The sequence below is a fragment of the Streptomyces sp. Ag109_G2-15 genome (assembly GCF_900215565.1).
In the GTDB taxonomy this organism is placed as follows: Bacteria; Actinomycetota; Actinomycetes; order Streptomycetales; family Streptomycetaceae; genus Streptomyces; species Streptomyces diastatochromogenes.
This window is the reverse complement of record NZ_OCNI01000001.1, coordinates 3,540,242-3,563,672: the sequence shown is the minus strand read 5'-3', so window position 1 is coordinate 3,563,672 and position 23,431 is coordinate 3,540,242. Positions and strand designations below refer to the sequence as shown.

Sequence of the window (23,431 nt, the reverse complement as noted above, 5' to 3'; positions counted from 1 at the left end):
CTGCGGCCTCAGTGCACCGAAAACCCGCCATCCACAAAGATCGACTGCCCGGTGACATAAGCAGACGCCCCACTCGCCAAGAACACCGCCGCCCCCGCGAAGTCCTCCGCCACCCCGTTGCGACCGACCATCGTGCGAGCGGCCAGGGCCGACACCCTCTCCGGGTCGGACGACAGCCGCGCGTTCAGCGGGGTCATCACGAACCCCGGGACGAGGGTGTTCGCGGTGACGCCGTACGGTGACCACGCCTCGGCCTGGGAGCGGGTCAGGGACTCCAACGCCCCCTTGGAGACGCCGTACGCACCGCTCTGCACGAAGGCCCGGTGGGCCTGCTGGGAGGTGATGTGGATGATCCTGCCGTAGCCCCGCTCGGCCATGCCGGGCCCGAACCGCTGCCCCAGCAGGTAGGGCGCCTCCAGGTTCACGGCCATGGTGGTGTCCCACACCTCCTCACCCAGCTCCCCCATCGGCGGCCGCAGGTTGATCCCGGCGCAGTTGACGAGGATGTCGGGCTCCCCGAACCTCCCGGCCGCCTCCTCCGCCGCCGCGCGCACCCCCTCACGCGTGCCCAGGTCCGCGCTGACCCAGGCGGCCCGGCAGCCGTCGGCGGTCAGCTCGTCGACCGTGGCGGCCAGTTGCGCCTCCTTGCGCGCCACGACCACCACGCTCGCCCCGGCCCGCGCCAGTGCCCCGGTGATGGCCCGGCCGATGCCGGAGCTGCCGCCGGTGACCACGGCGACACGGCCGTCCAGCGAGAACAGTTCGGAGAGGTACGCCTGTGAGGTCATGCCCGCAGCCTAGGGGCACGGCTCAGGCGAAGATCACCGTCCGGCGCCCGTTGAGCAGGATCCTGCGCTCCGCGTGCCACTTCACCGCGCGCGCCAGCGCCTGGCACTCCACATCCCGCCCGATGGCGACCAGTTGGTCCGGCGTCACACCGTGGCCCACCCGCTCGACCTCCTGCTCGATGATCGGGCCCTCGTCGAGGTCGGCGGTCACGTAGTGGGCGGTGGCGCCGATCAGCTTGACGCCCCGCGCGTGCGCCTGGTGGTACGGCTTGGCGCCCTTGAAGCTCGGCAGGAAGGAATGGTGGATGTTGATGATCCGGCCGCTGAGCTGCTTGCACAGGTCGTCCGAGAGGACCTGCATGTAGCGGGCGAGGACGACCAGTTCGACGTGCTCCTCGCGCACGATCTCCAGCAGCTGTGCCTCGGCCTGGGCCTTGGTGTCCTTCGTCACCGGGATGTGGTGGAAGGGGACGTGGTACGAGCCCACCAGCTCTTTGAAATCGGTGTGGTTGGAGACCACGGCCGCGATCTCCACCGGCAGGGCGCCGATGCTGGCGCGGAAGAGCAGGTCGTTGAGGCAGTGGCCGAACTTGCTGACCATCAGGACGATGCGCATCTTCTCGTCGGCCCGGTTGAGCTGCCAGTCCATGTGGAAGGTGTCGCCGATCGCCGCGAAGCTCGCCCGCAGCTTGTCCACGGTCAGCGGCGCGTCCGCCGAGAAGTGGACGCGCATGAAGAACAGTCCCGTGTCGTGGTCGCCGAACTGCTGGCTGTCCTCGATGTTGCAGCCGGTCATGAACAGGTAGCTCGACACGGCGTGCACGATGCCCTGCTTGTCCGGGCAGGAGAGGGTGAGGACGTACTGGTCGGCCGGGGCGGCGGCCGGGGCGGACTGCTCGTTCATGCACCACAGGGTCCCATACGGCCACGCGCCGTGGGCAATCGTCCCGCAGGGCGGGACGGGTCGGGACGGTCCCGCGGCACCGGGTGCCGCCCCGGGAAGGTCGGCCCCTGCCTACGCGACCCGCGTCATGATCCGCAGGACCTCCAGGCTCCGCGGCGGGGCGTCGGGATCGTCGCCGTCACTCGCCGCGAGGCGTATGTGCGCGTCCCGGGCCGCCCGCACCGCCTCCGGCCACCCGTGGTGGTCGAGGTAGGCGGAGACCTGCGCGTCCGGGCCGACCTGGTGCATGATCCGCAGCACCCGCAGTACGGCGGTGTCGACGAGCGCCGCCTCCTGCGAGTCCCGGAATATCGTGCCGACGTACTTCTCCGCGGACCAGTTGTCCAGCCAGGTGTCCTCCACCAGGCGGTACACCGCGTCGGTGACGTCGCCGTACCCGTCGACGCCGGCCAGCCAGACGTCGCGTTGGAACCCCGGGTCGGAAAGCATGTGCAGCGCGGAGCGCACATTGCTGCGCCAGCGCCACCACGGCATGTCGTTCAGTGGCATGCCGCCCATGGTGGAGGAGCGACGGCCGCGACGGGAAGAGTTCTCCGAACCTTGCACGGTCATCGATCGTACGTTCCTCGCCACAGGAGTCTCACCAGCCCCTGCAATTCACCTCGCTGTCACCTTTCGTTGACCGAGGGTCACTCCCCGGTTAGTCGTGTGAGGGAATCGTGCGTGTCCATGACCGGCAGGCGACGCATCCGCAGCACCTTCCTTCCTTTCCTCTCCCGGCCCGTCAGAGCCACCGCGCTGTCCGCGGGGGCACTGGCCGCGTGTGCGTCGCTCACCGCCGGATGCGGGGTCATCCCCGGTGCCACGGGGGGCTCCGGGGATGACCCGATCAAGGTCATGACCTGGGCGCCCCAGAAGACGGACGCCACCAACAAGCCCGGCATGCCCGCGATGGCCCACGCCTACGGCGAGTGGATCAACTCCCGCGGCGGCATCAACGGCCGCAAGCTCGAAGTCCTGACCTGCAACGACCACAACGACAGCGTGGGCGCGGCGAAGTGCGCCCGGCGCGCGGCCGCCGAGGACGTGGTCGCGGTGGTCGGCTCCTACAGCCAGTTCGGCGACTCGTTCCTCGCCCCGCTGGAGAGCGCCGGCATCCCCTACATCGGCGGCTACGGCGTCACCAGCGAGGAGTTCACCGGCCCCATGGTGTACCCGGTCAACGGGGGCCAGCCCGCCCTCCTGGCCGGCCTCGGCAGGGCGCTCGCCGCCACCTGCGGCCCGGTCTCCCTGGTCCGCCCCGACAGCATCGCCGGGGACCAGCTGCCCGCGCTGCTCGACTCGGGCCTGAAGGCGGGCGGGCACGCCGCGGCCGGCGACCAGCTCGCCGCCGAGAACTCCACCGAGTACGACGGCCAGGCGGACCAGGCGCTGCGGTACGCGACCAAGGACACGACCAGGAAGGGGTGCGTGGTGCCCGCGCTCGGGGACCGCACCGACACCTTCATGGACTCCTTCCGGCGGGCCCGCGACGGCTACCCCGCCGTGCGCACGGCGACCGTGCTGGGCAGCGTCGACCAGACGGTGATCAACGCGACGGGCGGGGCGTCGGGGCCGTACGAGGGGTCGTACATCACCGGCTGGTACCCGCCGGCCTCCGACGCGCGCTGGGACCTGATGAAGAAGGTGATCAACGAGGAGGCCTTCGGCGACAACCGCATCGACCCCGCGGACGCCGGAGTGCAGACCACCTGGATCGCCTACACCGTGCTGAAGGCCGTCCTGGAGAAGATCGGCGACGGCGAGGTCAGCTCCGACAGCGTGCGGCGCACCCTCGACGACGGCCTGAAGGTGTCCACGGGCGGCCTCACCCCGACCCTGCACTGGCCCTACGAGAGCAAGCTCGCCGGGGTCGGCTTCCCGCGGCTCGTCAACGCCGACGTGACCCTCCAGGTCGTCCAGGACGGCCGGCTGGTCGCGGCGAAGAAGACCGCGGGCTCGGGCTTCGACGGGATCACCGACATGACGGGCACGCTGGAGAACGCCGACCTGGACTGACCGGGCCCCCTGGGCCCGGCCAGGGGGCTGCCCCGGCGCCGACCCGGCTCAGAGCTGGGTCGGCTGGCGCTGGGTCAGGCCGTACTTCTTCGCGATGGTGTTCCACAGCGCGGCCGCCTTCACCTTCTGCTGGCTGGCGGTGCCGCTCTCCCGGTTGCCGGCCTGGGTCTGGCCGGTGGTGCGGGCGTGGCCCTTCTTGCAGCCCTTCCCGCTGCCGGCCTGGTCGGCCCAGGCCGCGTAGTGGTTGTCGGCGGCCGCGGACGCCTGCCAGGCCTTGGTGAGGGCGGCGGTCAGCGCGGCGTTGTCCGGCAGCTTGTCGACGGACAGCTTGCCGAGCCGGGTGACCAGGTCGGTGCGCTGCTTGGCCGCGTCACGCAGGTCGGAGGCGGCCTGGCCGAGGTTGTTGCACTGCCGGACGTTCGTCACCGCCTGGATCACCGAGGCGCGGCTGCTGCCGCTGTCGGCGAGCAGCTTGTCCAGGGCGACCGCCTGCTGCTGCGCGGGGTCGGCGGCGGCCGAGGAAGGGGAGTCCTGGGTGGTCGGGGAGGAGGCGGCGACGGGCTTGTTGTCGGTGCCCTTGTCCCCGCCGCCACCGCTGAGCATCGCACCGGCACCCACGCCGACGACGATGATGCCGACGCCGACAGCGGCGATCAGCGGCACCCGCGAGCGGGTACGGCCGCCCTGGTGCCCGCCGTCGTCGTCCATGGGCGGGCTGTACGACGGCTGCGCCGGGCCCGGGTAGCCGTTCTGCGAGTAGCCGTTCTGCGGGTAACCGTTCTGCGGCTGGATGCGCGGCATCTGCTGCGTGGCGCCGGCCGGGCTCTCCCCGCCCCCCGGCCCGCCGCGGAAGAGGTTGTCGAACTCGGCGGGCGGCTGCCTCTCCCCGCCCTGCGCCTGACCGGTGAACGGCGGGATGTACTGCGTGGCCTCGGCGTCGGAGTGCGCCGCCGGTGCGGCCTGCTGCGGCACACGCCCCAGGTAGCGCGTCTCCTCACCACCGGCGTCGGGCGGCAGCGCACCGGCCGCCACCGGCGGGATGTACTGCGTGGCGCCCTCGTCGACGGGGGCCGCCGGGACGGGCGGGAGGTACTGGGTCGCGCCCTCGTCCGCCGGGGGCAGGGGCGCGCCCTGCCCTGGGTAGGCCTCCGGCAGGGCGGGGGGCAGGGAGGTGCCCTGGGCGCCGTTCTGCACCGGGTACGCGTCCGCGCCGGCGGGCGGCAGGGGCGCGGAGGGGGCGGGCGCGGCCGGGTACTGCTGCTGGTACGGGGCCGGGGCGCCGTACGCGGGCTGCTGGCCCGCGCCGTCCTGAGGCAGGGGGCCGCCGTACTGGGCGTCGCCGCCGTACTGCGGCTGCTGACCCCCGCCGTACGCCGACGCCTGGGCGCCGGAGCCGTACGCCGGGTCCGGTCCGCCCGAGCCGTACGCCTGGCCGTAGGCCTGACCTCCGTACGAGGGAGCCGGTGCGCCCTCCGGAGGGAGCGGGCCGGGGCCGTTGCCCGCGGGGGGCTGCTGGTCCGGGGTGCCCCACTGCTGGGCGGGCGCCGGCGGCCAGCCCTGGTCCGGCTGCGGCGGCTGCTGCGTGCCGGGGCCCCATGCGCCGCCCCACGCCTGCCCGCCGGCCGGGGCCGCGGGGGCGGGGGTGCCCGTCATGCCCGGAAGCAGGGGCTCGCCTCCGTCGGAGGGCAGCACGATGCCTTCGTGCGCGGGCCGCGCCGAGGGCTCCTCGCCCTGTCCACTCTGCGTCACCGGGACTCCTACGAATGGGGGACCTTCGGAATCGTCGGCTCACGCTACCGGGTCTCCCGAGCCGGGTGCCACGCAGCTCAGGGCGCGATCTCCTTCCCTGTGACAGCAGTAACAAAACAGCCCCGCGGTTCGCTGTACATGGCAACCGCCGTGGATCCGGGTGCCGTTTCCCGTACGTTCACGCAACCGCGGGGCCGGTGTTCAGGCGGCCTGCTGGAGGTCGAGGCGGGCCCCGAACTCCCGCACGACCGCTTCGTCCCGGAAGGGCTCCAGGCGCTGCTGCAGATCCTCCAGGTACTCGGCGCCCCGGTTGGAGCGGAGCGTCTCCAGCAGTTCCACCGCCTTCGTCCCGGTGCTGCAGGCCTGCTCGATCTCGCGCTGCTGCACCTGGGCCGTGGCGAGCAGCACATAGCCGATGGCGCGGCGCCGGGCCCGGGTCTCGGGGTGTCCGGCCAGCGACTGCTCGGCGTACCGCGCCGCCGCCTCGGCCTGCCCCAGGTCGCGGTAGCAGTGCGCCAGCTCGTCGGCCAGATAGGCCTCGTCGAAGTGCGCGATCCACACCGGGTCGTCCCCGGAGGCCGCGTCCGCCTGTTCCATCGCCGAGATCGCCCGCCCGGAGGCGTCCTGCGCGGCCCGGACGTCACCGAGCAGCGCGTGCCCGCGGGCCTCGGCCGCGTGGAACATCGCCTCCGCGCGCGGGGTGACCCGCCCGCGCGCCCCTTCCTGCGCGGCCCGCGCCAGCTGGGCGATCTCGCGCGGGTTGCCGAGCTGCGCGGCGAGGTGGCTCATGGAGGCGGCGAGGATGTAACCGCCGTAGCCACGGTCACCGGCCGCCTGCGCCAGACGCAGCGACTGGATGTAGTACCGCTGGGCCAGACCCGGCTGCCCGGTGTCGACCGCCATGTACCCCGCCAGCTCGGTCAGCCGGGCGACGGTCGCGAAGAGATCGCGGCCGACCGCCTCCCGGTACGACCCCGCGAGCAGCCCGGAGACGACGCTGTTGAGGTAGTGCACGACGACCGGGCGCACATGCCCGCTGCCGTACTGGTGGTCGAGGTCGACCAGCGCCTGGGTCATGGACCGTACGGCGGCCACGTCGGACTGGCCCACGCGCGGACCCGCCTGCCGGGCCACCTGGGCGTCCGGCGCGGAGATCAGCCAGTCGCGGCTGGGCTCGACCAGCGCGGAGGCGGCGACGGAGGAGCCGGACAGGAAGTCCCGCCGGCCCACATCGCTGCGCCACAGCTCACAGACCTGCTCGATGGCCCCCAGTACCGTCGGCGAGAACTGGAGACCGACCCCCGAGGCGAGGTTCTTGCCGTTGGCCATGCCGATCTCGTCGATCGTGACCGTACGGCCGAGCTTGCGCCCGAGCGCCTCCGCGATGATCGCCGGGGCCCGGCCCCGCGGCTGCTGACCGCGCAGCCAGCGGGCCACGGACGTCTTGTCGTAGCGCAGGTCGAGACCGTGCTCGGCGCCGCACATGTTGACCCGCCGGGCCAGCCCGGCGTTCGAGCACCCCGCTTCCTGGATGAGTGCCTGCAGCCGTTCGTTCGGCTGCCTCGCGACGAGAGGCCTTGCGGCCATGTGCTACCCCCTGCGAACCCCTGGAGCGTGACGATCCGGCCGGAAGGATCCGGTCGTGAAGATCACTGCCCAGCTGACATACCGTCAATGCGTGACATGTGCGGTTTGCCGGGGTAAAGGCAGATGCCACCCCCATCCCTGGCTACCCACTCCACGCCCCGCTTCCTCCCGCGCGCCCCCACCTGTGCACCCATGCGCCCCAGCTGGGGAGTCGATGCTCCTCCCCTGCACACGCCCGGGCCGTAACTCCAGGTGAGTGCGGGAGTTGAGTGAACCGTGGAAGAGACGATCGCCGGCCCCGAAGCCGCCCAGATTCCGCAGCAGCGCGGGGAATCGCTGCTGGAAACCGCCGTACGCTACGCCGAGGAGCGCCACTGGGACGTGTTCCCGGGTGCCTGGCTGGAAGCCGTCGACGGGGTGCAGCGCTGCTCGTGCGGCGATGCCTCCTGCCCCGCGCCGGGTGCGCACCCCACGCGCCCCGACTGGGCGACCCAGGCGACCGGCAGTGCGACCGTCGCCCGCCGGATGTGGCAGAAACAGCCGACGGCTTCGATCCTGCTGCCTACGGGGCGCACCTTCGATGCGTTGTCCGTCCCGGAGAGTGCGGGGTTTCTCGCCCTCGCCCGTATGGAGCGGATGGAGTTGACGCTCGGGCCTGTGACGTTGACTCCCGATCGGCGTATGCAGTTCTTCGTGCTGCCGGGGGCCTCTGTGAAGGTTCCTGAGCTGGTGCGGAAGTTGGGGTGGTCGTTGGCCTCGCTCGACCTTGTGCCCCTGGGGGAGGGAAGTTACGTCGCTGCTCCTCCGACTCGATTTGGCTCGCGGGGTGCCGTGCAGTGGGCTTGCCGGCCCACCCCGGCGAATCGGTGGTTGCCGGACGCTGAGGAGTTGATCTCGCCGCTTGCCTATGCGTGCGGTCGGGATAAGTAACGTGCGCCCACGCGGCGGAGCCGCAAATTCAGGCACAGTCCCGCGCCCCTGAAGACTTTTGCGCCGCCGTAGGGTTCTGGCATGGACGAGGCTGCAGTTCGTGTGCGGGGGCTCTGGAAGCGGTTCGGGCAGCAAGTCGCCGTGGGCGGGATCGATCTCGATCTGCCTGCCGGCAAGTTCATCGGGCTGGTCGGGCCGAACGGGGCCGGGAAGACCACCACGTTGTCCATGGTGACCGGGTTGCTGCGGCCCGATCAGGGGGCCGTCGAGGTCGTAGGGCATGACGTGTGGCGGGACCCGGTGGCGGTGAAGGCACGGATCGGGGTGCTGCCCGAGGGGCTGCGGCTGTTCGAGCGGCTGTCGGGGCGGGAGCTGCTGGGGTACTCGGGGCGGCTGCGGGGGCTGCCCGGTGCCGAGGTCGACAAGCGGGCCACGCAGTTGCTGGACGTGCTCGACCTGGCCGGGGCGCAGCACAAGCTCGTCGTGGACTACTCGACCGGCATGCGCAAGAAGATCGGGCTCGCGGCCGCACTCCTCCACAATCCCGACGTGCTGTTCCTCGACGAGCCGTTCGAGGGTGTCGACCCGGTGTCCGCGCAGACGATCCGGGGTGTGCTGGAGCGCTACACCGCCTCCGGCGCCACCGTCGTGTTCTCCTCGCACGTGATGGAGCTGGTCGAGTCGCTGTGCGACTGGGTGGCCGTCATGGCGGCGGGCCGCATCCGGGCGACGGGCACGCTGGCCGAGGTGCGCGGGGAGCACCCCACCTTGCAGGCGGCCTTCCTGGAGCTGGTGGGGGCGCGCGGCCGGGACGCCGCCTCCGATCTGGACTGGCTGGGTGGTGGGGCGGCCCGATGACGAGCCTGACCTCCACCGTCGTACGGCTGAAGCTGTCGCTGCTGCGGAACGGGCTCAGGCAGTCGGCGGGCCGACGGGCCGCGTTCGTCGCCTCGGCCGTCGTCGCGCTGCTGTTCGCACTGCTGCAACTGCTCGGCCTGGTGGCGCTGCGCGGGCATGCGCACGCCGAGGCCGTCGCCGTACCCGCTACGGCCGTACTGGCGCTGGGCTGGGCGGTGATGCCGCTGTTCTTCCCGAGCGGTGACGAGACGCTGGACCCGACCCGGCTGGTGATGCTGCCGCTGCGCCCCCGGCCACTGGTCCGGGCCCTGCTGGCCGCCTCGCTGGTCGGCATCGGGCCCCTGTTCACGCTGCTGGTGCTGGTGGGGTGTGTGCTGTCGGTGGCGCAGGGGTCGGTGGGGTACGTCGTCTCCGTCGTCGCCGTCGTGCTCGCGCTGCTGGTCTGCGTGGCGCTCGCGCGAGCCGTCGCCGCCGCCAACGTACGGCTGCTGACCAGCAGGAAGGGGCGCGATCTGGCCGTGCTGAGCGGTCTGGTGATCGCCGTCGGGGCACAGCTGGTCAACTTCGGTGCGCAGCGGCTGGGTTCGGCGGGGCTGGGACAGCTGCAGCCGGCCGCGGACGTGCTGTCGTGGGTGCCGCCCGCGTCGGCCGTGGGGGCGGTGCGGTCGGCGAGCGAGGGGGCGTACGGCACGGCGCTCGGGCAACTCGCGCTGTCGGTGGCCGGGTTGGCCCTGCTGGTCGTGGTCTGGGCGCGGAGTCTGACCCGGCTGATGACCTCGCCCGACGGGTCCACCCTCCAGGCCCCGGAAGGGGCGCGGGACCGTGCCCCCTCCGCCGGGCTGCGGCGGCTTCTCCCGGACGGGCGCACGGGCACGGTCGTGGAGCGCACCCTGCGCTACGTCTGGCGCGACCCCAAGACCAAGGCCGCATGGGTGACCTCGCTGGCCATCGGGCTGATCGTGCCGGTGTTCAACGCGGTGCAGGGCACCGGGTCGATCTACTTCGCGTGCTTCGCCGCCGGGATGCTCGGCATCCAGATGTACAACCAGTTCGGGCAGGACACCTCCGCCTTCTGGATGGTGGCCCTGACCATCTCCTCGGCGCGGGACGCGCACGCCGAGCTGCGCGGGCGGGCGCTGGCCCTGCTGGTGATCACCCTGCCGTACGCCGCCCTCGTCACCGTCCTGACGACCGCGCTGCTGGGCGCCTGGGCCCGGCTCCCCGAGGCGCTGGGACTCTCCCTCGCGCTGCTCGGCGCGATGCTGGCGACCGGCGCCTGGACCTCGGCGCGCTTCCCGTACTCCATCCCCCAGGAGGGCCACAAGAACGTGGCCCCCGGTCAGGCCGGCCTCGCCTGGATCTCGATCTTCGGCGGCATGGTCGCGGCCGCCCTGCTCTGCTCCCCCGTCATCACCGCCACCATCTGGCTGAACGTGAGCGCGGACGGGGATGCGTGGAGCTGGGTGCTGCTGCCGGCGGGGGCGGCGTACGGCGCGACGCTCACACTGCTGGGACTGCGCCTGGCGGCCCCCCGAACAGCGGCCCGCCTGCCAGAAATCCTGGCGGCGGTAAGCAAGGGCTGACGGGACTTTTCAACGCAGGGCACCTACAACTTGCCCAGGGGCGCGGGGAACTGCGCAACCAGCCACAACGCACCCGCACCCGCCAACGCACTGGCACCACGCGGACGAACAGGCGATCAAACACCCAGCACAGCCTCAAGAAACGGCTCGACAGCCGACCGCCAAGCCACCGGCTGGTCATAGTGAACAAGGTGCCCGGCGTCAGCCACCTCCGCATACTCCCCCCGAGGAAGCACCCGCACCATCTCCTGCGCCTCGGCCCGCCCCAGCTCACCGTCCAGGCCACGCACGACCAGCGCAGGACACCGAACCTGGGCCAGCTCCTCCCAGTGGGCGTCGTACACCCAGCTGTCCCGCGTCGCGAGCATCTGCTCCGGATCGAAGACGGGCCGCCAGCCGTCGGCGGACTCGTGCATGACCTCGGCGTAGAACGCGCCGCGGGACGGGTGGGGGCGCTCCACCCAGGGATCGTCCTCGCCGAACCACTTGCGGACGTCGGCGAGGGTGGCGAAGGGGACGGGCCAGGAGCGGAACCAGGCGTCCCACTCACGCTGGGAGGCCGCGCCGAGCGCGGAGGCCCGCATGTCACAGATGACCAGACCCCGCACCAGATCGGGGCGCTTCGCGGCGAGCTGCCAGGCGGTCAGGGCGCCCATGGCGTGGCCGATGAGGACGGCGGGGGCGAGACCGAGCTGTTCGAGGGCGGCCTCGGCGTCCTCGACGTAGGCCTCCCGGGTGTACGCGGCCTGCGGGAGTTTGTCGCTCTGGCCGTGGCCGCGCTGGTCGAGGGCGACGGCGCGGTGGCGCTCGGCGAGCCAGCGGGTGGTGGACGCCCAGTGCGAGGCGCGGCCCATCAGGCCATGGAGTAACAGCACGCCCGGAGCGGCGGGCTCCGCCTCCGGTTTGGGCGGGTCCGCGAACTCCCAGGCGGCGAGGCGCACCCCGCCCGCTCCCGTCACGTCGATACGCCGTGCCATCGGCCTGGCACCCCCCAGCTCCGCCTGCCTCGTACCGGTGTACTGCCGTTGTCGCCGTCGTACTGTCGCTCGTACTGCCGCCGCAGACTATCGAATACCTATTCGAAAATACTTCCTCTGCGGACAACACCCCTCATTCGAGTGACACCCCTCAAGGAATGATCGCCGCCGCCGAGGGGATCTTTCTGGCGGGAGGCGGACCGCTCGGGGAAAAACGGTCCGAGGGGGATGACCCTGAGAGCTCGGGGCTCCGGGTCAGCACAGGGGAGGACAGGCCCCGGCGCCACACGGCGCCGGGGCCCTCTCATGCTCAGCGCTTGGCCACGAACACATGCGAGGCGACGTCCGCCTCCAGCTCGGCCGCCTCACCGCCGCTGCCCACCAGCACCCCGCCGGCCGACTCCGTCACACTCACCACCGAACCGGGCTGCACACCCGCACGGCGCAGCGTGTACATCAGCTGGGCGTCCGTCTGGATCGGCTCACCGATACGGCGCACGACGACCGTCTTGCCGTCGCTGCCCGGATCCAGATCGGCCAGCGACACCATGCCCTCGTCCAGGAACGGATCGGCCCCGTCCTTCTCGCCCAGCTCCTCCAGGCCCGGGATCGGGTTGCCGTACGGCGACTCGGTCGGGTGCCGCAGCAGCTCCAGCACCCGGCGCTCCACGGCCTCGCTCATCACGTGCTCCCAGCGACACGCCTCCGCGTGCACCTGCTCCCACTCCAGGCCGATCACGTCGACCAGCAGACACTCCGCGAGGCGGTGCTTGCGCATCACCCGCGTGGCCAGTCTGCGGCCCTCGTCGGTCAGCTCCAGGTGCCGGTCGCTGGCCACCGACACCAGACCGTCACGCTCCATACGCGCCACCGTCTGGCTCACCGTCGGCCCACTCTGGTCCAGCCGCTCCGCGATGCGGGCGCGCATGGGGACGACGCCTTCCTCTTCGAGCTCGAGGATGGTGCGGAGATACATCTCCGTGGTGTCGATCAGTCCGGACATACGTGCCCCTCGATTACCTCTGCCGGATGCTCACCGCTCTCCGGCGCGTGCGCTGGCCCTGGATTCAATTCTGCCGGATACCACTGACAACCGTGCCGCACCGCGGAAACAGCCGGGTGAAGACTGCCCCGGCGCATGGCGCGTCCGCACGCCCCCGTATTGACACCGCACTGGTCCAGACCGCACGGTGATCCGCGACACAGACGCTGCGAAGGGGCACCGCATGAGCGACGGCACGCCTGCCGACCTGTTCTTCGACGCCGCCATCAGCCTGCTGCAACGGGTCCGGGCGGAGGAGGCCGAGGCGATCACCGCGGCCGGCACCCTGCTCGCCGACACCGTCGCCGCCGGCGGCCGCCTGTTCGCCTTCGGCGCCGGGCACTCCTCGCTCGCCGCCCAGGACGTCGTATACCGCGCCGGCGGACTCGCCCTCATGAACCTGCTCACCGTCCCCGGAGTCGTCGGCGTCGACGTCACCCCGGCCACTCTCGGCTCCGCCCTGGAACGCGTCGACGGCCTCGCCGGCGCCGTCCTCGACACATCCCCCCTCCGCGCCGGCGACGCCCTCGTGATCATCTCCCTGTCCGGCCGCAACGCCCTGCCCGTCGAGATGGCCCAGGGCGCCCGCGCCCTCGGCGTGAAGGTCATCGGCGTGACCTCCGTGGCCTACGCCACGCAGACCACGTCCCGGCACAGCTCCGGCACCTTCCTCAAGGACCACTGCGACATCGTCCTGGACTCGAAGATCGCCGTCGGCGACGCCGAACTCACCCTCGACACCATCCCGGCCCCCTTCGCCCCCGCCTCCACCGTCGTCACCAGCGCCCTCATGCAGGCCGTCATGGCCACCACGGCCGCCACCCTGGCCGACCGCGGCATCGAACCCCCACTGCTGCGCTCCGGCAACGTGGACGGCGGCCACGACTGGAACGGACGGATCATGACCGAGTACGGCGACCGGATCTTCTACCAGCACTGAGCACCAGCCACTGCTCCCCCGGCCACTACTCCCCCGGCTTCTCCCGCACCGCCCCCGCCAGATCCAGCGCCGCCGCGATCCGTACGGCCACGTCCTCCGCGTAGACCGCGTCCACCCGCTCGAAACGGCTGCGGCCGGCCCCGCGCAGGAACGTGACCACGCCCAGCGTCCGCCCCCGGCTGCGCAGCACCGCGCACAACGCGTGCACCGCGTCCTCGGGCCACTGCCGAGCCAGCGCCCACTCACGCGCCCGCTCGGCCGGAACCGACCCGGCATCCGCCCGCACGCTCCCAGCCCGCTCCACACAGCTCAACGCCGGATGCCCCTCCTCATAGCGCAGCGGCAGCCCGGCCGCGCCCGAGAGCAGACTCGGCCCCGGCGCCCCCGCGGGTGTGGCCGCGAGCCGCACCAGCCGCACCGGAACCGCGTCATCGCCCTCCGCGCGCGGGGCACCCGCCACACGATCGAGCAGAGCATGATCGGCGAAACCGGCAAGCGCGAAGTCCAGGTGAACCGTGGCCGCCTCCGCCGGATCCTCACACTCGGCGGCGGCACGAGCCGCCCGGTGCAGCTGATTGGCACGGAAGCGCAGCAGAGCCGCCTCCTGCTCCCCCTGCTTGGCCTCCGTGACGTCCTGGAACAGCCAGCCGACCCCGAGCGGCACAGGCTCCTCCGCGAGCGGCGAGGCCAACCGCACGAACCCACTGCGCCAACAGCGCCGCTTCTCACCCTCGGGCGTCCGCACGGTCACCCACATCTCGGCGGGCGCAGGCGGCGCACCCTCCGCCAGGACATGCGTCAGCGCGCTCTCCAGCTCCTCCACACCCTGCGCCAGCAGCTCACCCAGCGGCCGCCCGAGCGCGGACGTACGCCCGATACCGAGCGCGCGGGCCGCATGCCCATTGACGACGGCCGGCCGCAGATCGGCATCGACCAGCACCACACCCCAGGACGCGTCCTCGAACAGCGCCTCGCTCAGCGCGATGGACCGCTCCAGATCGATCTGCGCATGCACCTCACTGAACGCGCAGTACACACCCGCCGGCTTCCCCTCCGGCCCACGCACCGCAGCGGACTGGGTCCGCACCAGCACCCGCCCACCATCCTTGGTGACCAGCGCGAACTCATGAACCTGCCGGCCCGGCGCATGCATGACCGACATCAGCCGCGCCTGCACATCCTCGGCATCGGCACTGCGCACCGCCCACCCGGCGAACCCATGCCGCCCGACCGCCTCCGCCGCGGTCCAGCCGAGAATCCGCTCGGCCTCCCGGTTCCAGTGCGTGACGACCCCGTCCGCGTCGAAGGCGCACAGAGCCGCGTCCATGCCGTCCAGCAGCGCGGCGAGCAGATCGGAGCCGCCGGACTCCTCCGGACCGTCAGGACCCTGCGGACTGTCCCGCTCGGGCTCGTCCGGCCCCAGCTCGTCCGTGGTCCCACTCCGCCGGGAAGCATTCACCTGGACCCCCTGGAGGCTGCGTCGGCGCACCTGCGGCGCGCGGTTCGCTCACTGGCCTTCATTCAACTGGAACGTGACGCAGCCCACATCCTGTTCCCGCAGATTGAAGGAATCAATGCCCGGAACCGGAACCCGGCTCCAGCCGAAGATCGACCCACTCCTCGGTCTCCCCGTCCAGCACATACCGCTCGATCTCCACGAACCCGTACCGCTCGGCAAACCGCAGCCCGTCCACGTTCACCGCCAGCACACACGTCTCGACCACCCGCGCACCCAGCACGCGCGCGTGGGCGAGCCCGTTCTCGTACAGCGCCGCACCGAAGCCCCGCCGCCGGAACTCGGGCAGCACCCGCGCGATGACGGTCGCGACCGCCTCCTCCCCCACCGGCGGCCGCACGGTGGAACACCCGACGAGCACGTCACCCAGATACGCGTTCTCCAGCCGGTACCGCTCCCGACGCCCCCGGGCGTCGTCCAGGGACATGGCGGCCGGGGGCACGATGACGTTGTGGACGTGGCGCCACTGCTCGAGCGCGGCGTCGCTGTCGACGGCTTGGATACGAAGATCGGTCACGCGAGCAGCGAATCGTCCGGGCCGTCGCACGTCAACCGCATTCCGCAGGTGTGGAGCGACCGCAAGCACAGGGCACGCCCTACCGCCTGCATCGCTGGCGCGTTCGAGAATGCCGCCACCTTCGCACTATCGAGCGACTTGAGGCTGATCAGGGCAACCGCTTGATCCACCTTCACGCTCACGGACACCCCGCCATCGCGCGGGGCACCGGCAGGGAACATGGGCGAGGGGAGAGCGACGGGCGACGGCGCAACCAGAAGCCGCACCGTCAATCTCTCAAAAAAACAGTTGAGCGTCCGGAGGCCGCTTCCTAGAGTGGGCGCTACTTCGGAAAGGAGGTGGTTCGGCAGATGTGTGAATACCGGACAGAAGAGGTGGCTGCGGGCTAGCGGCCTGCCACCACACGATGTGCGGTGCCGGACCAGCGTGTGTAACACACACGCAGCCGGCCGAATCCAACGCAGTCACCCGACCCGCGAGCTCGCCGGTACGTCCGGCCGGCTCCCCCGCCGAGCAGGCGGAGGAACCGAGCTCGCGGGTCGTCTGCGTTCAGGAAGGGGCCAGGAGCCTCAGGGGCTCAGCCGCTCCACATCCCAGTCGCCATCCGGCCGGGCCACATACCGCAGCCGGTCGTGCAGACGGTTCTCGCGGCCCTGCCAGAACTCGACCGTCTCCGGGGCGATCCGGAAGCCGCCCCAGTGCGGCGGAACCGGCACCTGCTCCCCCTCCGGGTAGCGCTCGCCCAGCTCCGCGTAGGCCTCGTCCAGCTCGTCACGGGACGTGATCACCGAGGACTGCACACTGGCCCAGGCGCCCAGCTGGGAGCCGTGCGGGCGGGTGCGGAAGTACGCGGCGGTCTCGTCCCGGCCGGTGCGGCGGGCGACGCCGGTGACGATGACCTGGCGGGCGATCGGGTGCCACGGGAAGAGCAGCGAGATGTACGGGTTGTCGGCCAGCTCGCGCGCCTTGCGGGAGTCGTAGTTGGTGTAGAAGACGAAGCCGTCGGTGTCGTACTGCTTCATCAGGACCGTGCGGGAACTGGGCCGGCCCGCCGCGTCCGCCGTGGAGACCACCATCGCGTTGGGTTCGTACAGCGTGCCGTGCAGGGCGGCCCGGGCGGCGTCCTCGAACCAGCGGGAGAACTGGTCCATGGGGTGCGCGGCGAGTTCCTTCTCGTCGAGGCCCGCGGCCCGGTACTGCTTGCGCATGGCGGCGGGATCGACGAGGGGGTCGGGGCTGAGGTCTCGGTCGGTCACGCGGTCATCTTGCCGTATCGAACGCGCGTGGCACTCAGTGTCGTATGGGCTCCCCAACTATGGCACTCGGCGTTATCGTGCAGGTCCCCCTGCGGTTTGGGTGACCACCGGCTGATCGGGGCATCACCGGGGTGACCGCCGCCGACACTTTCACGAGGAGCCGCCTGATGTCCGATTTCGTACCCGGGCTCGAGGGAGTCGTCGCGTTCGAGACGGAGATCGCCGAACCCGACAAGGAGGGCGGCGCTCTGCGTTACCGCGGCGTCGACATCGAGGAGCTGGTCGGGCACGTCTCCTTCGGGAACGTGTGGGGGCTGCTGGTGGACGGCGCCTTCAACCCCGGACTGCCGCCCGCCGAGCCGTTCCCGATCCCGGTCCACTCCGGTGACATCCGTGTGGACGTACAGTCCGCGCTCGCCATGCTGGCGCCGGTCTGGGGCCTGAAACCCCTCCTCGACATCAACGCCTCCCAGGCCCGCGACGACCTGGCGCGCGCCGCCGTCATGGCGCTGTCGTACGTCGCCCAGTCCGCGCGCGGGCAGGGTCTGCCGATGGTGCCGCAGCGAGAGATCGACAAGGCGCACTCGGTCGTCGAGCGGTTCATGATCCGCTGGCGCGGCGAGCCCGACCCCAAGCACGTGGCGGCCGTCGACGCCTACTGGACGTCGGCCGCCGAGCACGGCATGAACGCCTCCACCTTCACGGCCCGCGTCATCGCCTCGACCGGCGCGGACGTCGCCGCCGCCCTGTCCGGGGCCGTCGGCGCCATGTCCGGACCGCTGCACGGCGGCGCCCCCTCCCGAGTACTCGGGATGATCGAGGAGATCGAGCGGACGGGTGACGCCGAGACCTACGTCAAGAAGGCCCTGGACCGCGGCGAGCGGCTGATGGGCTTCGGCCACCGGGTGTACCGGGCCGAGGACCCCCGCGCGCGCGTACTGCGCCGCACGGCCCGCGAACTGGGCGCGCCGCGGTTCGAGATCGCCGAGGCGCTGGAGAAGGCGGCGCTGGAGGAGCTGCACAACCGGCGCCCGGACCGGGTGCTGGCCACCAACGTCGAGTTCTGGGCCGCGATCATGCTGGACTTCGCGGAGGTTCCGGCGCACATGTTCACGTCGATGTTCACCTGCGCGCGGACCGCCGGGTGGTCGGCGCACATCCTGGAGCAGAAGCGGACGGGGCGTCTGGTGCGGCCTTCCGCCCGGTACGTGGGCCCGGCGGCGCGCGGTCCGCAGGAGATCGAGGGGTACGCGGACATCGCCCACTGAGTGGGGTGGCTTGGGGGCGCGGGCGGCTGCAGACCCGTTGTGGCTGGTCGCGCAGTTCTCCGCGCCCCTTAAAGCGTCGCTCAAGCCGGAGTCAGAAGGCTCGCGTGATGCCGTTCCGCCACCAGCGGATGCGCCCTCAGCTTGCCCTTCAGTTCGTTGTAGCCGTACTCGGCGAAGAGGGGGTTGGCCGGGTCGGTGGTGATGCCAGGTGCCGTCGACGCGTGGGGGAACGGCAGCGGCTCTACCCTCGCGTCCAGGCGGGGGTTGTAGAAGAACGGCACGGAGAAGCGTTCCGTCGCTCCCGCCGGGCTGATCACGCGGTGGTTGGTGGCGATCAGGTAGCCGTTGGTGGCTACCTCCAGGAGTTCGCCGAGGTTGACGACGAAGGCGCCCTCCAGTGGGGGTACGTCGTGGAAGAGGCCGTCCTCGCGATGGACCTGGAGGCCGCCGACCGTGTCCTGCAGGAGCAGGGTGAGGAAGCCGTAGTCCTTGTGGGCGCCGACGCCCTGGTCGGTGCCGTCGGCCGCGCTGCCGGGGTAGCGGACGAGCTTGAGGTGCGGGTGGGCGTGGTCGCCGAAGATCGGGTCGTAGAAGTCGGCCGGGGCGCCGATGGCGGTGAGGAGTTCGTGCAGGAGGCGCTGGGCCACGCCGCTCAGTTTGTCGATCCAGGCCAGGGCGGCCGTGCGCAGCTCGGGGAGGGCGGTCGGCCACTGGTTGGGGCCCTGCAGCCACCAGTACGGGGGCTCGCCGGGGCCGGGGACGTGGGCGGGGCGTTCGGCGCCTATGTCGAGCTGGTCGCGCCAGTCGCGGGCGCCGCCGGTGCGCTCGTCACCGGTGCGGGTGTAGCCGCGGAAGTGCGGGGAGTTGACGTTGCCGAGGGCGAGCCGGTCGGCCTCGGGGAGGTCGAAGAAGGCGCGCATGGCGGTGAGGAGGGCGTCGGTCTCCGCCTGGGTCACGCCGTGTCCGACGAGCTGGAAGAAGCCGACGTCGTGGGCGGCGCTGTGCAGCTGGGCGTGGAGCAGGGCGCGGGCCTGGGGGCCGCGGTCGGCGGCGGACAGGTCGATGATCGGGAGCTGGGCGTACGCGTCGTACGAGGGGTTCGTCGCGGGGTGCGTCGTCATGGGTGCGTCCACAGGGTGTGTGGGCACGGGCAGGCCGCCGAGGGTGGGGCGGCGCGCGCCCGGGATGCCGTGAGGGGGAGAAAAGGGGCTGAGGTCAGGCGGAAGGCCGACAGCCCATGCTCGTGACGCGCACGTAGTCCACGTGGCGGCGGCGAACGAGCATCGGAAGCATGGGCCCAAGGGTAACGCGCTCCCGCGGTAACCCGTTCAGCCCAGTGTTTCCTCCAGGAGCAGCGCCCACTGGGCCACCACGCGCTCGCGGCGGGCGGTGTCGTCGGTGAGGAGGTTGGCGAGGCCGAGGCCGCGGGCCATGTCGAGCAGGCCCTGGACGGTCTCCCGGACGCCGGGGCGGGACTCGTCGGCGCCGAGCAGGTCGACGGCGATGCGGTGGGTCTCGCGGCCGACGCGGGCCTCCAGCTCGGTGACGCGCGGGCGCAGCTGTTCCTCGTCGGATGCGGCGACCCACAGGTGGAGGGCGGCGCGGAAGAGGGGGCCGGTGTAGAGGTCGACGAGGGCGAAGACGACGGCGCGGCGGTCGGCTGCGCCGTCCGGGAACAGGGCGCGCAGGGCGGTGGAGCGTTCTTCGGCGACGTACTCGACGGCGGCTGTGAAGAGGTCCTCGCGGGTCGGGAAGTGGTGCTGGGCGGCTCCTCGGGAGACGCCGGCGCGTTCGGCTACGACGGCGACGGTGGAGCCTGCCCAGCCGTGCTCGGCCAGGCAGGCCACGGCGGCTTCCAGGAGCCGCTGCCGGGTGGCCCGGCTGCGGTCCTGCTTGGGGCTGCGGTCCGGCTTCGGGTGCTGTCCCGGCAGGCGGTCGCGTTCCGCCGTCGTGCTCACGTCCTCACACCACCCATGCCGCGTCCCGTCTTTCCAGGAAGGCCGTCATCCCCTCCCGGGCCTGGGCGGTGGAGAACAGCCGGGCCGAGAGCGCGGTCAGTTGTGCCGCGTCCCGGTCGAACGTCTCCAGCACCCTAGCCGTGAGCAGCTGTTTCGTCTCGGCCAGGGCCTGGGGGGAGGAGCGGCGCAGGCCGTCCAGGACGGGGGCGAGGGCTTCGTCCACGTCGTCGGCGGTGGTGGTGAGCAGGCCCAGGTGTACGGCCTCGGCGGGGGTGAAGCGTTCGCCGGTGAGGTAGTAGCGGGCCAGGGCGCGGGGGTCGGTGCGCGGGATGACCGGGAGGGAGATCACCGCGGGGGCCACGCCGATGCGGACCTCGGTGAAGGCGAAGGTGGCGGTGGTGGAGGCGGCGGCGATGTCGCAGGCGGCGAGGAGGCCGAGGCCGCCTGCGCGGACGTGTCCGGTGATCCGGGTGAGCACGGGTTTGGGCAGCTCGACGATCTGCCGGAGCAGGCCCACGAAGGTGTCCGGGTCGGGTGGGTCGCGCAGGTCGGCGCCGGCGCTGAAGGTGGTGCCGGTGTGGGTGAGGACGACCGCCCGGACGTCCTCGTCCTTGCCGCAGTCGGTCAGGGCCTCGGCCAGTTGGGAGACGAGGGCGGCCGAGAGGGCGTTGCGGGTGTCGGTGGCGTCCAGGCTGAGGGTTTCGACGCCACGCGCGCGCGTGCGTCCGATCAGTGGGCTCACGTGTGCTCCCTGAGCTGCCGTCGCAGGATCTTCCCGCTGGCCGCGCGGGGGACGGTGTCGATGAAGGTGATCCGGCGGACGCGTTTGTAGGGGGCGACGCGTTCGGCGACGTACAGCATGATCTCGTTCTCGCCGAGGTCGGCGGCGGTGGGCTGGCGGACGACGAAGGCGTGCGGGATCTCGTTGCCGTCGTCGTTGTAGGCGCCGATGACGGCGGCGTCGGCGATGCCCGGGTGGGTGAGCAGGAGGGCCTCCAGTTCGGCGGGGGCCACCTGGAAGCCCTTGTACTTGATGAGTTCCTTCACCCGGTCGACGACGAACAGCCAGCCGTCCTCGTCCACGTGGCCGATGTCGCCGGTGTGCAGCCAGCCGTCGGTGTCGATCATGTCCGCGGTGGCGTCGGGGCGGCCGAGGTAGCCCTTCATCACCTGGGGGCCGCGGATGAGGATCTCGCCGGGGTCGCCGGGCGCGAGGTCCTTGCCGGGGTCGTCCAGGGAGACGATCCGCATCTCGGTGCCGGCGATGAGTTTGCCGACCGTGCCGGGGGGCGCTTGGTGCAGGGCGTCGAGCGGGACGACGTGGGTGCCGGGTGACAGTTCCGTCATGCCGTAGGCCTGGCCGATCGGGGGCAGGCCGAGGCGTTCGGCGCAGGCGGCGGCGAGGGTGGCGTCCAGGGGGGCGGCGGCGCTGATGACGTACTTCAGGGAGGAGAGGTCGTAGCGGGCGACCGCCGGGTGCTTGGCGAGGGCGAGGACGATCGGCGGGGCGACGTACAGGCCGGTGATGCGGTGGTTCTCGATGGCGGCGAGGAAGGTCTCCAGGTCGAAGCGGGGCAGGACGACGACGGTGGCGCCCTTGCGCAGGGGCGCGTTCATCAGGGCGGTCAGGCCGTAGATGTGGAAGAACGGCAGCACGGCGAGGATGCGGTCGCCGGGTCCGGCCGGGACGGGGGGTTCCAGCTGGGCGAGGTTGGTGGCGATCTGCCGGTGGGTGAGCATGACCCCCTTGGGGATGCCGGTGGTGCCGGAGGAGTACGGCAGCGCGGCGATGTCCTCGGCCGGGTCGAAGTCGATCTCCGGTTCGGGTGCGGCGGAGGCGAGCATGTCGATGAGCGAGCGGTGTCCGGGTGCGTTGTCGCACACGAATATCTCCCGTATTCCGCCCGCGAGTTCGGCGGCCCGTCGGGCGGACTCCAGCAGCGGGGAGACGGTGACGATCCAGCGGGCGCCGCTGTCGGCGAGCTGTTTGGCGAACTCCTCGGGAGTGGCGAGCGGGTGCACGGTGGTGACGGAGGCACCCGCGCGCGTGGCCGCGTAGAAGGCGGTCGGGAAGGCGATCGTGTTGGGGCTGTGCAGGGCGAGGACGTCGCCCTTGCGTACTCCGGCGTCGGCGAGCGCGGCGGCCAGCCGCCGGTGGAACCGGTCCACTTGTTCGTACGTGAGGGTGGTGCCGTCCGTGCCGTCGATGAGGGCCGGCTGGTCGCCGAAGTCGGCGGCGCGGCCCAGGACGGCCTCGTGGATGGGGAGATCTACGGGCGGAACGTCTGCGTACTCGCTACGGAACACGGTTCCTCCAAGCGGCTGCCGGTGCCGCCCTAGTACGACTTGGGCAGGCCCAGGGTCTGGTGGGAGACGTAGTTGAGAATCATCTCCCGGCTCACCGGAGCAATACGAGCCACACGCGCGGCCGTTATCAACGAGGCGAGCCCGAACTCGCGCGTGAGGCCGTTGCCGCCGAGGGTGTGCACGGCCTGGTCGACGGCCTTCACGCAGGCCTCCCCGGCCGCGTACTTGGCCATGTTGGCGGCCTCGCCCGCGCCGATGTCGTCGCCGGCGTCGTACAGATGGGCCGCCTTCTGCATCATCAGCCGGGCCAGTTCCAGGTCGATGTGCGCCTGCGCCAAGGGGTGTGCGATCGCCTGGTGGGCGCCGATGGGGGCCTTCCAGACGGTACGGTCGCGGGCGTACTCGATCGCCTTGGAGAGCGCGTAGCGGCCCATGCCGATCGCGAAGGCGGCGGTCATGATGCGCTCGGGGTTGAGTCCGGCGAACAGCTGCAGCAGGCCGGCGTCCTCGTCGCCGACGAGCGCATCGGCGGGGAGCCGTACGTCGTCCAGGACCAGCTCGAACTGCTTCTCGGCGGCGTTGAGTTCCATGTCGATGGGGTTCTTCTGGAAGCCCTCGGCGTCCGTCGGGACGATGAACAGGCAGGGCTTGAGGCGTCCGGTACGGGCGTCCTCGGTGCGGCCGACGATGAGGACGGCGTCCGCCATGTCTACGCCGGAGATGAAGACCTTGCGGCCGGTGAGGAGCCAGTCGGTGCCGTCTTTGCGGGCTGTGGTGGTGATGCGGTGGCTGTTGGAGCCGGCGTCGGGTTCGGTGATGCCGAAGGCCATGAGGCGGGTGCCGTCGGCGAGTCCGGGCAGCCAGGTGCGCTTCTGTTCCTCCGTGCCGAAGCGGGAGATGACCGTTCCGCAGATGGCTGGTGAGACGACGAGCATGAGGAGGGGGGAGCCTGCGGCGCCCAGCTCTTCCAGGACGATGGAGAGTTCCGTGATGCCGCCACCCCCACCGCCGTGTTCCTCCGGGAGGTTGACACCGAGGTAGCCCAGTTTGCCTGCCTCGGACCAGAGTTCGGTCAGTGGCTTTCCCTCGGCGATGGTGCGGGAGAGGTAGTCGCGGCCGTAGCGCTTGCCAAGGGCGGCGACGGCGGATCGGAGGGCCTTGTGCTCTTCGGACTCGATGACGGGAGTCATGGG

At 71.6% G+C, this 23,431-nt stretch carries 21 protein-coding genes; 6 read left to right on the top strand and 15 right to left on the bottom strand.

Annotated elements, in window-relative coordinates; translation table 11 throughout:
- Positions 1-8 precede the first annotated feature (8 nt).
- The 3 genes from CRP49_RS16050 to CRP49_RS16040 form a co-directional block, all read right to left on the bottom strand.
- On the bottom strand, positions 9-788 hold the full coding sequence (locus CRP49_RS16050) for an SDR family NAD(P)-dependent oxidoreductase (RefSeq protein WP_097253975.1): 780 nt from the start codon (positions 786-788) through the stop codon (positions 9-11).
- Between the two features lie 22 nt (positions 789-810).
- Positions 811-1,692, bottom strand: coding sequence for a formyltetrahydrofolate deformylase (purU, locus tag CRP49_RS16045; RefSeq protein WP_097253974.1), 882 nt, complete (start codon positions 1,690-1,692; stop codon positions 811-813).
- A 111-nt stretch (positions 1,693-1,803) separates the two neighbouring features.
- Entirely contained in the window at positions 1,804-2,304 is a 501-nt protein-coding gene (locus CRP49_RS16040; RefSeq protein WP_097253973.1) for a hypothetical protein, read from the bottom strand.
- Positions 2,305-2,421: 117 nt separating this feature from the next.
- Between CRP49_RS16040 and CRP49_RS16035 the strand changes: the two genes are divergently transcribed.
- On the top strand, positions 2,422-3,750 hold the full coding sequence (locus tag CRP49_RS16035) for an ABC transporter substrate-binding protein (protein ID WP_097253972.1): 1,329 nt from the start codon (positions 2,422-2,424) through the stop codon (positions 3,748-3,750).
- A gap of 48 nt (positions 3,751-3,798) precedes the next feature.
- Here the strand turns inward: CRP49_RS16035 and CRP49_RS16030 are convergent, their stop codons facing one another.
- Together CRP49_RS16030 and CRP49_RS16025 are read right to left on the bottom strand one after the other, a co-directional pair.
- On the bottom strand, positions 3,799-5,499 hold the full coding sequence (locus CRP49_RS16030; RefSeq protein ID WP_097253971.1) for a hypothetical protein: 1,701 nt from the start codon (positions 5,497-5,499) through the stop codon (positions 3,799-3,801).
- A gap of 201 nt (positions 5,500-5,700) precedes the next feature.
- Complete coding sequence (locus CRP49_RS16025; RefSeq protein WP_097253970.1) at positions 5,701-7,086, bottom strand: transcriptional regulator; 1,386 nt, start codon at positions 7,084-7,086, stop codon at positions 5,701-5,703.
- A gap of 276 nt (positions 7,087-7,362) precedes the next feature.
- Between CRP49_RS16025 and CRP49_RS16020 the strand changes: the two genes are divergently transcribed.
- The 3 genes from CRP49_RS16020 (at position 7,363) to CRP49_RS16010 (ending at position 10,457) form a co-directional block, all read left to right on the top strand.
- Positions 7,363-8,016, top strand: coding sequence for a bifunctional DNA primase/polymerase (locus CRP49_RS16020; protein WP_097253969.1), 654 nt, complete (start codon positions 7,363-7,365; stop codon positions 8,014-8,016).
- 81 nt (positions 8,017-8,097) lie between these two features.
- The gene (locus CRP49_RS16015; RefSeq protein WP_094217211.1) at positions 8,098-8,874 is read left to right on the top strand and encodes an ABC transporter ATP-binding protein; all 777 of its coding nucleotides are present in this window, start codon (positions 8,098-8,100) and stop codon (positions 8,872-8,874) included.
- Complete coding sequence (locus tag CRP49_RS16010) at positions 8,871-10,457, top strand: transporter (RefSeq protein WP_097253968.1); 1,587 nt, start codon at positions 8,871-8,873, stop codon at positions 10,455-10,457. The genes CRP49_RS16015 and CRP49_RS16010 overlap by 4 nt, the downstream gene beginning before the upstream one ends.
- A gap of 116 nt (positions 10,458-10,573) precedes the next feature.
- Here CRP49_RS16010 and CRP49_RS16005 read toward each other — a convergent pair whose 3' ends face one another.
- Both CRP49_RS16005 and CRP49_RS16000 read right to left on the bottom strand, forming a co-directional pair.
- Positions 10,574-11,434 (bottom strand): alpha/beta fold hydrolase, encoded by an 861-nt coding sequence (locus CRP49_RS16005; RefSeq protein ID WP_097253967.1) that lies wholly within the window; start codon positions 11,432-11,434, stop codon positions 10,574-10,576.
- Positions 11,435-11,744: 310 nt separating this feature from the next.
- Positions 11,745-12,437 carry a metal-dependent transcriptional regulator gene (locus tag CRP49_RS16000; protein ID WP_067120881.1) on the bottom strand — a complete coding sequence of 231 codons (693 nt, stop codon included), beginning with the start codon at positions 12,435-12,437 and terminating at the stop codon, positions 11,745-11,747.
- Between the two features lie 223 nt (positions 12,438-12,660).
- Between CRP49_RS16000 and CRP49_RS15995 the strand changes: the two genes are divergently transcribed.
- Positions 12,661-13,416 carry an SIS domain-containing protein gene (locus tag CRP49_RS15995; protein WP_097253966.1) on the top strand — a complete coding sequence of 252 codons (756 nt, stop codon included), beginning with the start codon at positions 12,661-12,663 and terminating at the stop codon, positions 13,414-13,416.
- 25 nt (positions 13,417-13,441) lie between these two features.
- Here the strand turns inward: CRP49_RS15995 and CRP49_RS15990 are convergent, their stop codons facing one another.
- The 3 genes from CRP49_RS15990 to pdxH all read right to left on the bottom strand — a co-directional run bounded on the left by CRP49_RS15990 (position 13,442) and on the right by pdxH (position 16,705).
- Positions 13,442-14,875: a PAS domain-containing protein gene (locus CRP49_RS15990; RefSeq protein WP_097257385.1), complete on the bottom strand. Its 1,434-nt coding sequence runs from the start codon at positions 14,873-14,875 to the stop codon at positions 13,442-13,444.
- A 112-nt stretch (positions 14,876-14,987) separates the two neighbouring features.
- The gene (locus CRP49_RS15985) at positions 14,988-15,449 is read right to left on the bottom strand and encodes a GNAT family N-acetyltransferase (protein WP_257033416.1); all 462 of its coding nucleotides are present in this window, start codon (positions 15,447-15,449) and stop codon (positions 14,988-14,990) included.
- A 569-nt stretch (positions 15,450-16,018) separates the two neighbouring features.
- Positions 16,019-16,705 (bottom strand): pyridoxamine 5'-phosphate oxidase, encoded by a 687-nt coding sequence (pdxH, locus tag CRP49_RS15975; RefSeq protein WP_097253964.1) that lies wholly within the window; start codon positions 16,703-16,705, stop codon positions 16,019-16,021.
- A 167-nt stretch (positions 16,706-16,872) separates the two neighbouring features.
- Between pdxH and CRP49_RS15970 the strand changes: the two genes are divergently transcribed.
- Positions 16,873-17,973, top strand: a complete 1,101-nt coding sequence (locus CRP49_RS15970) for a citrate synthase 2 (protein ID WP_179851636.1) — start codon at positions 16,873-16,875, stop codon at positions 17,971-17,973.
- A gap of 80 nt (positions 17,974-18,053) precedes the next feature.
- Here CRP49_RS15970 and CRP49_RS15965 read toward each other — a convergent pair whose 3' ends face one another.
- The 5 genes from CRP49_RS15965 to CRP49_RS15945 all read right to left on the bottom strand — a co-directional run bounded on the left by CRP49_RS15965 (position 18,054) and on the right by CRP49_RS15945 (position 23,428).
- Positions 18,054-19,094 (bottom strand): isopenicillin N synthase family oxygenase, encoded by a 1,041-nt coding sequence (locus tag CRP49_RS15965; protein ID WP_097253963.1) that lies wholly within the window; start codon positions 19,092-19,094, stop codon positions 18,054-18,056.
- 207 nt (positions 19,095-19,301) lie between these two features.
- Positions 19,302-19,931, bottom strand: a complete 630-nt coding sequence (locus CRP49_RS15960) for a TetR/AcrR family transcriptional regulator (protein ID WP_257033415.1) — start codon at positions 19,929-19,931, stop codon at positions 19,302-19,304.
- Between the two features lie 4 nt (positions 19,932-19,935).
- On the bottom strand, positions 19,936-20,673 hold the full coding sequence (locus CRP49_RS15955) for an enoyl-CoA hydratase family protein (RefSeq protein ID WP_097253962.1): 738 nt from the start codon (positions 20,671-20,673) through the stop codon (positions 19,936-19,938).
- Positions 20,670-22,238 (bottom strand): 4-coumarate--CoA ligase family protein, encoded by a 1,569-nt coding sequence (locus CRP49_RS15950; RefSeq protein WP_097253961.1) that lies wholly within the window; start codon positions 22,236-22,238, stop codon positions 20,670-20,672. Before CRP49_RS15950 ends, CRP49_RS15955 begins: the two co-directional genes overlap by 4 nt.
- 29 nt (positions 22,239-22,267) lie before the next feature.
- Positions 22,268-23,428 (bottom strand): acyl-CoA dehydrogenase family protein, encoded by a 1,161-nt coding sequence (locus CRP49_RS15945; RefSeq protein WP_097253960.1) that lies wholly within the window; start codon positions 23,426-23,428, stop codon positions 22,268-22,270.
- Positions 23,429-23,431: the final 3 nt, after the last annotated feature.